Annotated in this window: 18 protein-coding genes; 14 read left to right on the forward strand and 4 right to left on the reverse strand. The window is 65.6% G+C overall.

The features are described from left to right. Nucleotides 1-60: 60 nt before the first annotated feature. The 6 genes from napE to BRAGE_RS0131995 all read left to right on the forward strand — a co-directional run bounded on the left by napE (nucleotide 61) and on the right by BRAGE_RS0131995 (nucleotide 5,618). Entirely contained in the window at nucleotides 61-246 is a 186-nt protein-coding gene (gene napE, locus BRAGE_RS0131970) for a periplasmic nitrate reductase, NapE protein (RefSeq protein WP_027560960.1), read from the forward strand. A 25-nt stretch (nucleotides 247-271) separates the two neighbouring features. Further along, nucleotides 272-586 carry a chaperone NapD gene (locus BRAGE_RS0131975; protein WP_027560961.1) on the forward strand — a complete coding sequence of 105 codons (315 nt, stop codon included), beginning with the start codon at nucleotides 272-274 and terminating at the stop codon, nucleotides 584-586. A gap of 16 nt (nucleotides 587-602) precedes the next feature. After that, a complete protein-coding gene (gene napA / locus BRAGE_RS0131980; RefSeq protein WP_027560962.1) occupies nucleotides 603-3,116 on the forward strand; it encodes a nitrate reductase catalytic subunit NapA in 2,514 nt (837 codons plus the stop codon). Further along, nucleotides 3,113-3,583: a nitrate reductase cytochrome c-type subunit gene (locus tag BRAGE_RS0131985; protein ID WP_027560963.1), complete on the forward strand. Its 471-nt coding sequence runs from the start codon at nucleotides 3,113-3,115 to the stop codon at nucleotides 3,581-3,583. Before napA ends, BRAGE_RS0131985 begins: the two co-directional genes overlap by 4 nt. Beyond that, entirely contained in the window at nucleotides 3,580-4,239 is a 660-nt protein-coding gene (locus BRAGE_RS0131990) for a NapC/NirT family cytochrome c (protein ID WP_027560964.1), read from the forward strand. The genes BRAGE_RS0131985 and BRAGE_RS0131990 overlap by 4 nt, the downstream gene beginning before the upstream one ends. 263 nt (nucleotides 4,240-4,502) lie before the next feature. Then, nucleotides 4,503-5,618, forward strand: a complete 1,116-nt coding sequence (locus tag BRAGE_RS0131995) for an ATP-dependent DNA helicase (RefSeq protein WP_027560965.1) — start codon at nucleotides 4,503-4,505, stop codon at nucleotides 5,616-5,618. 301 nt (nucleotides 5,619-5,919) lie between these two features. Here the strand turns inward: BRAGE_RS0131995 and BRAGE_RS0132000 are convergent, their stop codons facing one another. Continuing rightward, the gene (locus tag BRAGE_RS0132000) at nucleotides 5,920-7,605 is read right to left on the reverse strand and encodes a caspase family protein (RefSeq protein ID WP_027560966.1); all 1,686 of its coding nucleotides are present in this window, start codon (nucleotides 7,603-7,605) and stop codon (nucleotides 5,920-5,922) included. 306 nt (nucleotides 7,606-7,911) lie between these two features. On the opposite strand from BRAGE_RS0132000, the gene msrA reads away from it, so the two are divergent. The 4 genes from msrA (at nucleotide 7,912) to BRAGE_RS0132020 (ending at nucleotide 9,847) form a co-directional block, all read left to right on the forward strand. Beyond that, nucleotides 7,912-8,616 carry a peptide-methionine (S)-S-oxide reductase MsrA gene (gene msrA / locus BRAGE_RS0132005; protein ID WP_027560967.1) on the forward strand — a complete coding sequence of 235 codons (705 nt, stop codon included), beginning with the start codon at nucleotides 7,912-7,914 and terminating at the stop codon, nucleotides 8,614-8,616. A 30-nt stretch (nucleotides 8,617-8,646) separates the two neighbouring features. Next, on the forward strand, nucleotides 8,647-9,066 hold the full coding sequence (gene msrB / locus BRAGE_RS0132010; protein WP_027560968.1) for a peptide-methionine (R)-S-oxide reductase MsrB: 420 nt from the start codon (nucleotides 8,647-8,649) through the stop codon (nucleotides 9,064-9,066). A 108-nt stretch (nucleotides 9,067-9,174) separates the two neighbouring features. Then, the gene (locus BRAGE_RS50475; RefSeq protein WP_035731827.1) at nucleotides 9,175-9,339 is read left to right on the forward strand and encodes a DUF3309 family protein; all 165 of its coding nucleotides are present in this window, start codon (nucleotides 9,175-9,177) and stop codon (nucleotides 9,337-9,339) included. A 214-nt stretch (nucleotides 9,340-9,553) separates the two neighbouring features. After that, nucleotides 9,554-9,847, forward strand: a complete 294-nt coding sequence (locus tag BRAGE_RS0132020; RefSeq protein ID WP_027560969.1) for a hypothetical protein — start codon at nucleotides 9,554-9,556, stop codon at nucleotides 9,845-9,847. A gap of 78 nt (nucleotides 9,848-9,925) precedes the next feature. Here BRAGE_RS0132020 and BRAGE_RS0132025 read toward each other — a convergent pair whose 3' ends face one another. Both BRAGE_RS0132025 and BRAGE_RS0132030 read right to left on the reverse strand, forming a co-directional pair. Continuing rightward, nucleotides 9,926-10,462, reverse strand: coding sequence for a DUF4112 domain-containing protein (locus BRAGE_RS0132025; RefSeq protein ID WP_027560970.1), 537 nt, complete (start codon nucleotides 10,460-10,462; stop codon nucleotides 9,926-9,928). A gap of 59 nt (nucleotides 10,463-10,521) precedes the next feature. Beyond that, nucleotides 10,522-10,947: a DUF5413 family protein gene (locus tag BRAGE_RS0132030; protein ID WP_027560971.1), complete on the reverse strand. Its 426-nt coding sequence runs from the start codon at nucleotides 10,945-10,947 to the stop codon at nucleotides 10,522-10,524. 144 nt (nucleotides 10,948-11,091) lie between these two features. Here BRAGE_RS0132030 and BRAGE_RS0132035 point away from each other — a divergent pair, with 144 nt between their 5' ends. The 4 genes from BRAGE_RS0132035 (at nucleotide 11,092) to BRAGE_RS0132050 (ending at nucleotide 12,803) form a co-directional block, all read left to right on the forward strand. Beyond that, complete coding sequence (locus BRAGE_RS0132035) at nucleotides 11,092-11,328, forward strand: hypothetical protein (protein WP_027560972.1); 237 nt, start codon at nucleotides 11,092-11,094, stop codon at nucleotides 11,326-11,328. Nucleotides 11,329-11,354: 26 nt separating this feature from the next. Further along, nucleotides 11,355-11,594 (forward strand): hypothetical protein, encoded by a 240-nt coding sequence (locus BRAGE_RS0132040; RefSeq protein ID WP_231164215.1) that lies wholly within the window; start codon nucleotides 11,355-11,357, stop codon nucleotides 11,592-11,594. Between the two features lie 258 nt (nucleotides 11,595-11,852). Then, on the forward strand, nucleotides 11,853-12,125 hold the full coding sequence (locus BRAGE_RS50480) for a hypothetical protein (protein WP_231164214.1): 273 nt from the start codon (nucleotides 11,853-11,855) through the stop codon (nucleotides 12,123-12,125). Nucleotides 12,126-12,254: 129 nt separating this feature from the next. Beyond that, complete coding sequence (locus BRAGE_RS0132050) at nucleotides 12,255-12,803, forward strand: hypothetical protein (protein ID WP_027560974.1); 549 nt, start codon at nucleotides 12,255-12,257, stop codon at nucleotides 12,801-12,803. Nucleotides 12,804-12,807: 4 nt separating this feature from the next. On the opposite strand, the gene BRAGE_RS0132055 is transcribed toward BRAGE_RS0132050, so the two are convergent. Further along, a complete protein-coding gene (locus tag BRAGE_RS0132055; RefSeq protein ID WP_027560975.1) occupies nucleotides 12,808-14,433 on the reverse strand; it encodes a hypothetical protein in 1,626 nt (541 codons plus the stop codon). Between the last annotated feature and the right edge of the window lie 30 nt (nucleotides 14,434-14,463).

Raw genomic sequence — 14,463 nt, forward strand, 5'->3', positions numbered from 1 at the left:
CAGCAAGGCAACGGCCCGGATGCCGTCCCGATTCTCGATACCATTTCAGAGAGACCGAATATGTCGGCCCCTGACGACACGACCTCGTGCGTGCGCCGTAAGCGCATGGAGATTTTCGCCTTCCTGTTCCTGACCGCGGTCGTGATGCCCGTCCTCGCGGTCGGAACGGTCGGCTCCTACGGCCTCGGCGTCTGGATCTACCAGATGTTCGCCGGTCCTCCCGGCCCGCCGCCCTCCCCGCATTGATCCCGACAAGCGAAAGACAGGCATCATGGCCCAAACCACACTCAACCGCCGCGCACTGATCACCGGCCGGGTGCTCAGCGCCGAGCGCGTTATCTCCCCGCCCGGCTGCGAGATCGCCAGCATCGTCGTGCAGGCGCGCCCCGAGCGTCTTTCCGAGTTGGAAGCCGAGATCGCTGCGCTTCCCGGCTGCGAAATTCACGGACGAGACCCGCGCGGAAAACTCGTCGTCGTGACCGAGGCGCCGGATGCCGGCAGTCTCGGCACCCTGCTCAACACCATCCAGTCGCTGCGCCACGTCTATTCCGCGGCGCTCGTCTTCCACGCCATCGAAACGACTTAAGGGCCGGAGAGCCATCATGACATCGCCGAAGCTCGACCGCCGCCAGATGCTCAAGCTGGAAGCCGCCGCGATCGCGGCCGCCGCTGCCGGCATGCCGGCACCTGCGCTTGCCGCCAATCTCGTCACCGAGCGCGACAACAGCGAATTGAAATGGGACAAGGCCGCCTGCCGCTTCTGCGGCACCGGCTGCTCCGTGATGGTCGCGACCAAGGACAATCGCGTCGTCGCCACCCATGGCGACATCAAGGCCGAGGTCAATCGCGGCCTCAACTGCGTCAAGGGCTACTTCCTCTCCAAGATCATGTACGGCCACGACCGCCTGACGCAGCCGATGCTGCGCAAGACGGGTGGCAAATACGACAAGAACGGCGACTTCACGCCCGTCACCTGGACCGAAGCCTTCGACATCATGGAGGCGAAGTGGAAGGAGGCGATCAAGAAGCGCGGGCCGAACGGCGTCGCCATGTTCGGCTCCGGCCAGTGGACGATCTGGGAGGGCTATGCGGCCTCGAAGCTGTTCAAGGCCGGCTTCCGCACCAACAACATCGATCCTAATGCGCGGCACTGCATGGCCTCGGCCGTGACCGGCATGATGCGCACCTTCGGCATCGACGAGCCGGCCGGCTGCTACGACGACATCGAGGCCACCGACGCCTTCGTGCTGTGGGGCTCCAACATGGCGGAGATGCATCCCATCCTGTGGACGCGCCTCGCCGACCGCCGGCTCTCCGCGCCGCATGTCCGCGTCGCCGTGCTCTCCACCTTCGAGCACCGCTCGTTCGATCTCGCCGACATCGGCATGGTGTTCGTGCCGCAGACCGATCTCTACATCCTCAACGCCATCGCCAACCACATCATCACGACCGGCCGCGTCAACAAGGACTTCGTCAACGCCCATACCATCTTCCGGCGCGGACAGACCGACATCGGTTATGGCCTGCGGCCCGAGCATCCGCTGCAGAAGAAGGCGACGGGCGCGGCGAAGGCCAATGACTCCACCGAGATGAGCTACGACGAGTTCGCCAAGTTCGTGTCGGACTACACGCTGGAGAAGGCGGCAAAGATGTCCGGCGTGCCGCTCAATCGCCTTGAGGCGCTTGCCGAACTCTACGCCGATCCCAAGACAAAAGTGGTCTCGTTCTGGACCATGGGTTTCAACCAGCACACCCGCGGCGTCTGGTGCAACAACCTCGTCTACAACATCCATCTTCTGACCGGAAAGATCTCCTCGCCCGGCAACAGCCCGTTCTCGCTGACCGGCCAGCCCTCGGCCTGCGGCACCGCGCGCGAGGTCGGCACGTTCTCGCACCGGCTGCCCGCCGACATGGTCGTGACCAACAAGGAGCATCGCGACAAGACGGAGCACATCTGGCAGCTGCCCGAAGGCACCATTCCCGACAAGAACGGCGCGCATGCCGTGCTGCAAAGCCGGATGCTGAAGGACGGCCTGATCAACGCCTATTGGGTGCAGGTCAACAACAATCTGCAAGCCGGCCCCAACGTCAACGAGGAGACCTATCCGGGCTTCCGCAACCCCGACAATTTCATCGTGGTCTCCGATGCCTATCCGACCGTGACGGCGCTCGCCGCCGACCTGATCCTGCCGACCGCGATGTGGGTGGAGAAGGAAGGCGCCTATGGCAACGCCGAGCGCCGCACGCAGTTCTGGCACCAGCTCGTCAATGCGCCGGGCGAAGCCAAGTCCGACCTCTGGCAGCTCATGGAGTTCTCGAAACGCTTCAAGATCGAGGAGGTGTGGCCGGAGGAGCTGATCGCCAAGAAGCCCGAGGTGCGCGGCAAGACACTGTTCGACGTGCTCTACAAAAACGGCCAGGTCGACAAGTTTCCGACCTCGGAGATCGAGGAAGGCTACGCCAACGAGGAATCCAAGGCGTTCGGCTTCTACGTGCAGAAGGGGCTTTTTGAAGAGTACGCCTCGTTCGGCCGCGGCCACGGCCACGACCTCGCGCCGTTCGAGAGCTATCACAAGGAGCGCGGCCTGCGCTGGCCCGTCGTCAACGGACAGGAAACGCGGTGGCGCTTCCGCGAGGGCAGCGACCCCTACGTCAAGCAGGGCACCGACGTGCAGTTCTACGGCTATCCGGACGGCAAGGCGCGCATCTTCGCGCTGCCGTTCGAGCCGGCCGCGGAATCGCCTGACCAGGAGTACCCGTACTGGCTCTCGACCGGCCGCGTGCTGGAGCACTGGCATTCCGGCACCATGACGCGCCGCGTGCCCGAGCTCTACAAGGCGTTCCCCGAAGCCGTCTGCTTCATGCACCCTGATGATGCGCAGGACATGAAGGTGCGCCGGGGCGACGAGGTGAAGGTCGTGTCGCGCCGCGGCTTCATCCGCGCCCGCGTCGAGACGCGCGGCCGCGACCGGCCGCCGAAGGGTCTCGTGTTCGTGCCGTGGTTCGACGAGTCCAAGCTGATCAACAAGGTGACGCTGGACGCCACCGATCCGATCTCGCTGCAGACCGACTTCAAGAAATGCGCCGTGCGCATCGAGCGGGTGACCCAGTCATGATGAAACGATTAGGCATAGCGCTGCTCGCGGTCGCGATCGCGGCCGGCGCGAGCTCGCTGACCGCGCAGACGGTGACGTCGGGCCTGCGCGGCCCGACCCCGCTCAATGACGAAGGCCCGGCGCCGCCGATGCTGCCGAACCGCAACACCTCCGAGCGGGAGTCGCGCAACTATCCGGAGCAGCCGCCGGTCATCCCGCACAATATCGACGGCTACCAGATCGACCTCAACGGCAACAAATGCCTGTCCTGCCATGCGCGGGCGCGCACGGCGGAATCGCAGGCGCCGATGGTCTCGATCACGCATTTCATGGACCGCGACGGCCAGTTCCTGGCCTCGATCTCGCCGCGCCGCTTCTTCTGCACGGAATGCCACGTGCCGCAGAACACCGCGATGCCGCCTGTCAGCAATGACTTCACCGACATCGACACGCTGCTGTCGCGCGCAAGCCCGGGTGGCCGGCGATGACGACGACCGCCGACGGGCCCAATGAAAAGCTGGAGCAGAAGGCCAAGCGCGGCTTTCTAGCGCGAAGCTGGGACTTCGCGCTCGAGCTTTGGGGCGTGCTGACACGGCCGAGCACGGTGTTCGCATTGGGCACTCTGGTGCTCGCCGGCTTCATAGCCGGCGTGATCTTCTGGGGCGGCTTCAACACCGCGCTGGAGCTGACCAACACCGAAAAGTTCTGCACCGGCTGCCACGAGATGAAGGACAACGTCTACGCCGAGCTGAAGTCGACCATCCACTTCACCAACCGCTCCGGCGTGCGCGCGACCTGCCCGGACTGCCACGTGCCGCACAACTGGACCGACAAGATCGCGCGCAAGATGCAGGCCTCCAAGGAGGTCTGGGGCAAGATCTTCGGCACGATCAACACGCGCGAAAAATTCCTGGATCACCGGCTCGAGCTCGCCGCGCATGAATGGGCGCGCTTCAAGGCGAATGATTCCCTGGAGTGCCGCAACTGCCACAGCGCCGATTCCATGGACATCACCAAGCAGTCGCCGCGGGCGTCGGTGGCGCACCAGCGCTTCCTGTTCACCGGCGAGAAGACCTGCATCGACTGCCACAAGGGCATCGCCCACCACCTGCCCGACATGCGCGGCGTTCCCGGCTGGCAGTAGCGCTGCTGCTCTTGGCGGGGCCCGTGCAAGCGCCTCGTCCTTCGAGACGACCGCTGCGCGAGGCTAATCGGCATCGGTGCCCGTTGAAATTGCCGCCGCGTACTCCGCCCTCATCCTGAGGGAGCCCGCCAAAGGCGGGCGTCTCGCAGGATGGCCGCGGAAAAGGGCCCAAAGATGCGTCTCCCCGCGCTTGAATGGGCGGGGCGAATGGTTAGTTTTGACGGACGGCGAATCGCCTCGTTTCGCCCCTCCTCAAGACAGATATGGCCACTTTCACCCCGCATCAGGATGCCGCCCTCAAGGCCGTCGGCGACTGGCTCAAGGCCAAACCCGGCCGGGGCGACACGCCGCCGGTGTTCCGCCTGTTCGGCTTTGCCGGTACCGGCAAGACCACTCTGGCGCGCCACATCGCCGAAGGCGTCGACGGCGAGGTGAAGTTCGCCGCCTTCACCGGCAAGGCGGCCCTCGTCATGCGCAACAAGGGCTGCGACGAGGCCTCCACCATCCACTCGCTGATCTACCGCGCCCGCGAATCCGGCGAGGAGCAGCCGAGCTTCGAATTGTGGGACGACGCGCCGGCCTCAAAGGCCAAGCTGATCGTGATCGACGAATGCTCGATGGTCGACGCCGAACTAGGCCGCGACCTGATGTCGTTCGACTGCCCGCTTCTGGTGCTGGGCGATCCGGCGCAGCTGCCGCCGATCCAGGGCGGCGGCTTCTTCACCAATTCCGAGCCGGACGCGATGCTGACCGAAGTGCACCGCCAGGCCCAGGACGATCCGATCGTGCGGATGTCGATGGACGTGCGCGAGGGCCGCGAGCTCGACATCGGCCGTTACGGCGAGAGCGAGGTGGTGTCGCGGAAAGAACTCGACCCCGATCGCGTCATGGGCGCCGACCAGGTGCTGGTCGGCCGCAACAACACGAGGCGCGCCTACAACATGCGGGTGCGCCAGCGCCAGAACATCGAGGACGTCTTTCCGGTCGCCGGCGACAAGCTGGTGTGCCTGCGCAACAACCGCAAGAAGGGCCTGTTCAACGGCGGCCTCTGGCGCGTGAAGTCGCGCAACACTTCGCGCTCGAAATCGCGCATCCTCTCGATGCGGCTGTCGCCCGACGAGGATTTCGGCCACAAGGTGACGAAGGTCTCGGTGCGCGCCGACTGCTTCGAGGGCGGCGTCGAGCAGATCGCCTGGGAGCAGCGCAAGCCCTACGACGAGTTCGACTACGGCTATGTGCTGACGGTGCACAAGTCGCAGGGCTCGCAATGGGACGACGTCGTGCTGTTCGACGAGAGTTTTGCGTTTCAGGACAGCCGCGCGAGGTGGCTGTACACGGGGATTACGCGCGCGGCGAAGCGGTTGAGTATCGTCGTTTAGAACTCCGCTGCCGTAGGGTGGGCAAAGGCGCAAAGCGCCGAGCCCACGATCTCTCTCCATAAGCAATAAGACGCGTGGGCACGCTTCGCTTTGCCCACCCTACGGCACCGTCGCCTCAACCTCCGCTGTCGTCCCGGACAAGCGTAGCGCCGATCCGGGACCCATACCCACAAGAAGAAGTTTTGCGAAGACTCGGAGTGGGCGCCTCGCACCACGACTCCTCCCTGGGGTTATGGGTCCCCGCCTTCGCGGGGACGACAGCGGAGATTGAGGCTCCGCCATCGCGTCCCGCACTCCGTCCTCACTTCCCCGCCACGAAATAAAAATCTTCCCGGCCCGGCGGGGAGCCGTAGGTGAACGGCTGCTGCTCGTGCTTGGTGGCGGCCCAGACGTCGTCGCGGATGATGTCGAACAGCTTTCGGATCTCGACCTTCGGCTCCTTGATCTCGCGGGCGAGCGCGATGGCGAAGGGGCTGTCGGCGCCGCCGTCGCCGTCCATCGCGGTCTCGCCGTGCTTGGCGGCGTAGACCACCATGAAGCCGGCGCCGGGCTCGATGTTGGAAAAACCCTTGTCGACCAGCTTCAGCGACAGCGTGCGCTGCATGGTCGGCTCGAACGGATTGTCGCGGCAGGCATCCAGCATGACGAGACGCACTTTACGTGCCGCGCCCACTGCTGCGATGACCTGCTCCAGCGCGACCGCCTGGGTCTCGGCGTCTCGGTCGGCGGCGAGCTTGGCGTCGACCGGAACGAGGTAGTTCACCCCACCGATCTCGAAACCGTGGCCGGCGTAATAGACCACGGCCCAGTCGGCCTTCTCCGCTTCGGCTGCGAACGTCTGCAACGCCTCGAAGAACTTGTCGCGGGTGAGATCGCTGACGGAGATCACGCTCTGGAAGCCGACATCGCGCAGCGCGTTCGCGATCAGCTTGGAGTCGCGCGGCGGATTGGGCAAGGCGTGGACGTTCTTGTAGGCGCCGTTGCCGATCACGAGCGCGACACGGCGGCTGCCCGCGGCGGCCGGCGCCTGCGGCGTCAGCGCGGCAAGCCGCTCCCGCGCAATGGCGCGGGCGCGCGCAACGTCGATCTCGTCGAAATTCGTCAGCGAATAGGCCGCCGAGCGATAGTCGGCGCGGGCCTGGGCGAGATCCTTCCTGCGCTCGTAGATCTGGCCGCGGCCGGCATGGGCGCGGACATTGTTCGGATTGATCTGGATCGCCGTGTTGTAGTCCTTCAGCGCGGCATCGAGATCGCCTTTCATCATGCTGACATCGGCGCGATTGTTGATCGCGTAGACGTTTTTCGGCTGCCGCTCGATCAGACCGCTGCAATCGGCAAAGGCCTGGTCGTACTTGCCCATCAGGCCGTAGGTGATGCAGCGGTTGCTGGCGATCTGCGGCGCGGCTGGATCGATCTTCTCGGCCTCCGCGAAATCGGCGATCGCGCCGTTGTAATCCTTCATCAAGGTGCGCACGCGGGCCCGGTTGGTCCAGCCGAGCAGGAATTTCGGCGTGTACTTGATCGACAGGTTGAAATCGTCGAGCGCGCTTTGCAGCGCGCCCCGGCGCAACTGGATGACGCCGCGATTGTTGTAAGGCACGCCGTAGGTCGGCCGCTTCTGGAGCGCGAGGTTGTAGTCGGCCATCGCGAGATCATCCTGGCCCTTGCGCTCATAGGCGAGGCCGCGGAGGTTGAGAGCGATGACGTAGTCCGGATCGAGGTCGATGGCCATGGACAGGGTTTCGATCGCGTGGACGTAGTCGCGCTTGTTGAGCAGCGTGTTGCCGCGCACCGAGAGCGCGATGGCCTTGTCCTTGCCGGTGACACGGTCGGCATTGAGCAGATTGTCGCAGGCTGTCGCACGGGCCTGGGCCTCGCCCTGGCGGTCGCGGCAAATGGCGAGATCGTCGCCGGCTTGCGGCTCGGCCGCGGCGATCGCGGCCCCCGCGATGAGGACGACGAGGGTCAGGGAAACGACGCGCAGCATGTTGTCAGGTCAGCTCCAGCCACCACTTTTCTAAGTCGATCGTCGATCGCGCGGGTTCATCTATTGTTTGCGCATGATCTTTGCGGAAAACCGCCTCACACTTTTCCGGATCATGCTCTAACCCGAAGTTCCATAGCTCGCCAAGCCAGCCGTCTCACGCGGCGGTCTTCACAGCCTCGTGTGCCTGGCGGCGTAACAATCGCCGGCTCTGCCCGTATCTCGGATGACGCGAAAACGCGGCCGGGCGGACTGTTCGCCCGAGCCCAAGCGCCCTAGACTGCCAGCCCTTCCGAAAGAGGATCCGCCATGCGCCGACCTGTCCTTTTGTCCCTGCTCGCCGCCACCGCCGCCGCGACGCTGGCCTTCGCCTTGCCGTCACGGGCCGCCGAGGACGCGGTCGTGATCCCCGCTCCCGCCATGGACGCGGCGCCCGCAACCGGCATCCAGACCGCCGTGGTTGCCGGCGGCTGCTTCTGGGGCGTGCAGGGCGTCTTCCAGCACACAGCGGGCGTCGTCAACGCGGTCTCCGGCTATGCCGGCGGCACCAAGGCGACCGCCGACTACCAGACCGTCTCGGGCGGCCGGACCGGCCACGCCGAGTCGGTCGAGATCAAGTACGACCCGAAGAAGATCTCCTACGGCAAGATCCTCCAGATCTACTTCTCGGTGGTGCACGATCCGACCCAGCTCAATCGCCAGGGCCCCGACACCGGCACGCAATATCGCTCGGCGATCTTCACCACCTCCGATGAGCAGAAGAAGGTGGCGGAGGCCTATATCGCGCAGCTCGACAGCGCCAAGGTGTTCAAGAGGCCGATCGTGACCAAGGTCGGCGCGCTGGAGGCGTTCTACCCGGCCGAGGCCTATCACCAGGACTATCTGACGCTGCACCCGAACCAGCCCTACATCGCCTACAACGACCTTCCCAAGGTCGAGAACCTGAAAAAGCTGTTCGCGGATAACTACATCGAGAAGCCGACGCTGGTCAGTGCCAGCAAGGCGACCAACTGATCGAAAGATCGCAAGAGAAACGGGAGACCCATGCCCGACACCAAAGCGAAAACCACCGACGACAAGGTCATCAAGAGCGAGGAGCAGTGGCGGCGCGAGCTGACGCCGATGCAATACGCGGTGCTGCGCGAGAAGGCGACCGAGCGTCCCTTCACGGGCGAGTATGAGCACGACCCGCGCGCCGGCACCTATGTCTGCGCCGGCTGCGGCAATGTGCTGTTCGAATCCGACGCCAAGTTCGATTCCGGCTGCGGCTGGCCGAGCTTCACCCAGCCCGCCGTCGAGAGCCATATCGACGAGGAGCGGGACATGAGCCACGGCATGATCCGCACCGAGGTCCTGTGCTCCAAGTGCAGCGGCCATCTCGGCCACGTCTTCCCTGACGGTCCCGGGCCGAACGGCCTGCGCTACTGCATCAATTCGGCGGCGCTGAAGCTCGAGCCGAAATAATATTGCGTGCCATCGGGTTCCCCAGTGGAACCCGATGGCACCTTTATGCTTTTCTCTCCTGGCGGTGCGGCCGATGCGCACAGTCCGCCGGCCGCCAGGGAGGATGCCATGACGCTTGGGACCATCCTGATCATCCTGGTGATCATCTATCTCTTGGGCGGCTGGTCCGGCCGGATCGGCGGCTACGGCTACGGCATGGGCCATTCCGGTATGGGGATCGGCGGCGTCGTGCTGGTGGTGTTGCTGGTGCTGCTGCTTCTTGGCAAACTGTAAACCATATAAGTAATTGAAATTACTTATCTTATCGTCCCTGCGGGGCTGCCATGCGTGGATTCATCATCTCCCATCGCAGGGGTCGCAATTCTGTCAAATCGGCCTATATTAGTGGGCGAAAATGACATGTGCGGCGGGCCCGCTCGATTGCGGCCCCTGCCCTCCCAAACCCCACGCGCTTAAAGCCCCAGAGAAGCTCACGAGGTCTTTGACCATGCGTCCACTGCGTCCGTTCAACTTCAATACTTCCGCCGAACTGTTCCCCGCCGCAATCCGCAAGAAGAAGCGCGCGGGCTTCACCTATCGCCGGTTCGGCACCGCGGCCGAAGCCGTGCAGTTCGCGATGGAGCAGTTGCCGACGGATTCGCTGAACGGCGCCTATCTCCAGGTCGAGGAAGCGCGCTTCGACCAGAACGGCATCCGCTCGCTCTATGAGAGCGAAGCCTTCCCGCTGCCCCGCCGTCCCAAGCCGGCCCCGGCCGCCGAGACCGACGCCGACGCGGCGTAAGTTTCTTCGCAAGCCTCCGATGTGCGCAGCAAGCGCGATTGCCGAAGGGCCATCGCGCTTTTTGCGTTTTTGGGGACCTCACATCCGCGGCTGCTTGTCGAGCCAGCGGCGGAGCAGGCGCACGTTGCGCATGTTGGCGCGGAACATGACGTCGAAGGCATCGCCGGCGAACGGCACCATGCCGACCACGCCGTCGACCGCGACATTGCCGAGCATGCGCGCCGTGATGTACCAGGGCGCGCCCAAGGCGCGCGCCTCGCGCACCAGCCACAGCGAGATCGCGGTGGTGATGATGTCGCCAACGACGGGGATCAGCCCGATCAGCCCGTCGATGCCATAGCGGATATTGGTGCCGGGCAGGATGAAGGCGACGTCGAGCAGCTTGGCGATCGCCTCGAGCCGCGCGATGCGCTGCTCGCGGGTGAGATTGCCGAACGGATTATCCTTGCCGAACTCGAAGCGAAACTCGCGAAAGCCCTGGTCCAGCGTCTCAGGGCGGATCTCATGCCCCTCCTGGTCGATGATCGGCCCGCGCGCCTCGCGGTCCGAAAAACGCGAGCGCTCTCCCGAACGGGATTTGCGCGGAGCAAGGATGTCGTCGTCGGACATGGTCATGGCCTTCTGAGAACGCACCGGCGCAGCGGAGGTTGCTGCTGCGCCCGAACGTCGCGCGCTCAGGTCGGGGCCGCCGCCGGTCGCGGCTCCTCGACATATCTATGCACGAGCCAGGATGAAATCACGGCCGGCACGAACCCGACCAGGCCGTACAGGATGAACTGAACCGCGCCGGAGTCCGGCCCGCGCGAGCTGTAGGTCAGGGAAGCCAGGAGGAAGGCGAACAGTCCGACCAGCAGCATGCGCACGACCGGGCCGATCCGCCTGACATGGAGCAGGATGTCGTCGACCGCGCCGATCATCAGCGAGGGCAGGAAGCCGAACAGATAGCTGTATTGCAGGGACTTGAAGAACACCGCGAACAGCTTGCCGACCTCGCCGAGGTTGGTCTGGGCCCAATAGCCGGACTGGTAGGTGGTGGTCAGCAGCAGCAGGAACCCGCCGACGAAAGGACCGACCAGCGCAAACACCAGATAGCGTTTCATCGAACACCCTCGTTACTTCGCCCCGTTATAGCAGCGCTGCGGGAACCTTGAACAGCGGCCGCGGGCGCTGTCTCGAGGGGAACAAGTGGCAAGGCGCCGAGTTCAGACAGGACCTGAAACATTCCTGCCGGATTGGAGCCGCCGATGTCCCGCAAACTTGTCCTGGCGACGATCACGCTGGTCGCCATGAGCGGCCTATCCCCCGCTCTTGCGCAAGGCCACATGGGCACGCCGCAGGAGCAGAACGCCTGCTCGCGGGACGCATCGCGGCTCTGCCGCAAGGAGCTTGGCAATGACGGTGCGGTGCAGAGCTGCCTGCAAGCCAACCGCGCCAAGCTGTCGCGCGCCTGCAGCAAGGTCTTCCAGAGCCACGGCATGTGAGGATCGAGTCCCTGCCGAGATCGGAGATGTCAGACATGCTGCGCGACGAACAGCTCTCGATCCTCAGGGACATCAGCCAATCCGTTGCCTTCGCCGACGACCGACACGGCAAGATCGGCGAGCTGATCGCCGACGGCTATGTGATGAAGGACGGAGATCTGTTCGAGCTCACACCAAAGGGCATCAGCGCGGTCGAGGAACACGCTGCCGCGCTCGGCGCTGATGATGCGGACGAGGCGAACGCATCGTCCGATCGGCTGATCTGACCCGCACGTTGCTGCTTTCCGAGTGACGTGCGTGCAACAACTGCGAATTCCTTCACGCCAGCCATTGCAGCTCCGTGACAATGGCGCATACTCGAATCGGGCGGCGCAGCACTTTTCGATTCGGACATCAGGAAATCGAGCGACCACATGCGGGAGCGGGCTCCCGGCGTGAAGGCTGTGACATGCGGCAGATCAAGCCGCGTGCGGCGCCCCAAAATCAAGTGGCTCAAGCCCTAGGAACTCGGGGACGTATTCTACATGTCACGCTATCACACCATCGCTTCGCTATTCGCCTTCACCGCCGCCATCGCACTCCAGACATCACCCGGCCTCGCCTTCTCGTCGGAAGCACAGCAGATGTGCTCCGCCGACGCGATGCGGTTGTGCTCCAGCGAGATCCCGGACATCCCCAGGATCACCGCCTGCATGGTCCGGAACAAGTCGCATGTCAGCCCCGGCTGCCGCGCCGTGATGGACCGCGAGCACGCCGCGGCCGCAGCCGCGCGCAAGCGGGAGGCAGCCGCGCAATAAGCGCTCCGCCGGCGACAGCGTCGAGCAGCGGCGGGTGCGACAACGCGCGCGCCGCGCGCTTGGACATCAAGGGAAACCATTGTCGGGTTCCCGACATTGATCCGTTTCGAACGAGCATCGGAGGGGATCATGGCTTCATGGACATCTGGAACGCTGGTCGCGATCGTCCTTGCCGGCATCGTCACGCCGGCCCTTGCGCAAGGCACAAGCGGAGCTGCCGCCGGCTCGGGCGGCACCGGTTCCGCGGCCGCGGCCGCTGCAGCGGGTTCGACGGGCGCCTACGGGAACGGCGCCTATGGTGCCGGTGGTTACGGCGCTTATAGCGGGACCGGCACCATCCGGCCTGCGACCAATCTGGGACCGACCGGCAGCACGAGCGGAACAACAGGCAGCACGGTGGGAACGACAGGCACCCCAGGCCTAGTCCCAACGCCGAGGAAGGCGACGAACTATTTCGTGCCGTCCGATCCGTCACTCATTGGTCCGAGCGCGACAGCGTCCGCTCAGAGGAGTACGGCCATCAACGGTTCGAACACGGCACCGGGAGCGGACCAGTCATCCGGCGCCGTCGGCGCGGCCGGTGTCGGCGTCGGTCATACCGCCAACGGGCAGCCTATTGGCAGCTCCGGCTCGGGCCTTGGCTCGCCGGAGCATCCGATCGGCTCGACGTCGAGGTAACGGGCTAGTCGCCCCACTGCGCGAAGGCGTCGTTGAAGGCGCGCTCGCCCGGGGCGCCCTTCTCGATGGCGATGATGGCGCGGCGCTGGTTGGCATAGACCAGCGGCACGTCGAACCACGAGCGCTCCTTCAGGAGCTGGACGTTGCGGGCGCGGTCGGCGTCGACGTTGGAGAGGCCGACCAAGAAGAAGCCGTCGGTGACCTTGACCGCGAGGCCGGCAAGCGGCGTGCCGCGCGCCTGCTCGTTCGACTTCATCAGAATGCCCGGCACGTTGGAGACGCTGCCGCCCGGGAAATCCGGCGGCAGGATGAAGGTCAATTCCGCCGTGTGGCTCGCCGGCAGCGAGGAGTCGGTATTGCGGCGGAACGACATCGTCATCTTGAACTTGCGGTCGGGGATCTCGATGTCGGCGCGCACGGCGACGTCGGCTTTCTGGTTGCCCGACGCCTTGATCGGCTCGAGCCGCCACACCACCGAGCCGACATATTGCTTACCCTTGGGATCCGACGGATCCTCGTCATAGAGCACGACCTTCTGCGCCACCGGCGCGACCGGCTGGTCGCTGGCCGAGGGCTGGCCGACGCGGTCCGGAATCTTCGGCTTGCTCTGCGGCTGCGAGGAATCCTTCGGCGCCTCCACCACCTGGGTGGGCGAGGACTTGAACAGATTGGTCGCGGTCTGGACCAGCTGCTTGCCCCAGAGGATGCCGGCGCCGACCAGGATCAGCACGATGCCGACCGCGATCGCGCTCTTGAACGGGAACATCGAGCCGGTGCGGGCGCGCTTCTTGGCCTCGCGCTCGGGCGCGATGCGCGGACGCGGCGACGGCGGCTGCGGCGCGTAGCGCTCGGCCTCCTCGATCGACTCGTCGTAGGAATAGGGCGGATCCTGCTCGCCGCCGGCGCGGTTTTCCAGGCTCGGCTCCAGCCGGTCGAATTCCGGCGAGGGCGAGGGCACGTTGGCGTAGGTGCGGCGCGCGGCGCGGTTGGCCTGCGCGGCGGCGCCGCCGAGATCGTTGGCATCTGCCGTGATGTCGCGGAAGCCGCGCACGCCAGGCGCCGGCGGCAGCGGCGGCGGAGGTCCGATGTCCGGCGGACGGCGCCCGCCGGCGCGATCGCGCCCGGCCTGCGGAGGCGCCGGCGGCTCCGGCATCGGCGGACCGGGCGGACCCGGCTGGCGCGGGGCGTCGAAGCGCGGCGCCCGCGGCGGACGCTGGGCATCGCCCTGGTCATCGACGTTAAAGGACGGACGGTCGGCCCGCGGCGGCGTCGGGGCCGGACGGGTGCGCGGCGGGCCCCCCGGCGGAGGCGCGGCCGAATTGCCCTCGGCAGCGCGGGTGCTGGCTTTCCGGAACGCATCGCCGCTGCCACTGCGCCCAGTGCCGCCGCCACCCGGCCGCGAGGCCTCGCGGGCGCGCTGGGCAGCCTCCGATTCGACCTTGCGAACCGCCTCTTCCAGCGACAGCCGTTCGCGGGTGATCTCGGATTCGGAGAGCGGCGGCTGCACGCTGCGCAGCTGCGCGATCAGCGCCGTGCGCGCGCGCTCATAGAGCGCACGACGGCTCTCGCCGGGAGCGTTCGGGTCCAGGGCAGCAATAGCGCGGGCGATCAGCGGATAGTAATCAGCCATTTCTACTCAACTATACGCGCGTCCCAGTAA

The organism is Bradyrhizobium genosp. SA-4 str. CB756 (assembly GCF_000473125.1).
GTDB lineage: Bacteria > Pseudomonadota > Alphaproteobacteria > Rhizobiales > Xanthobacteraceae > Bradyrhizobium > Bradyrhizobium arachidis.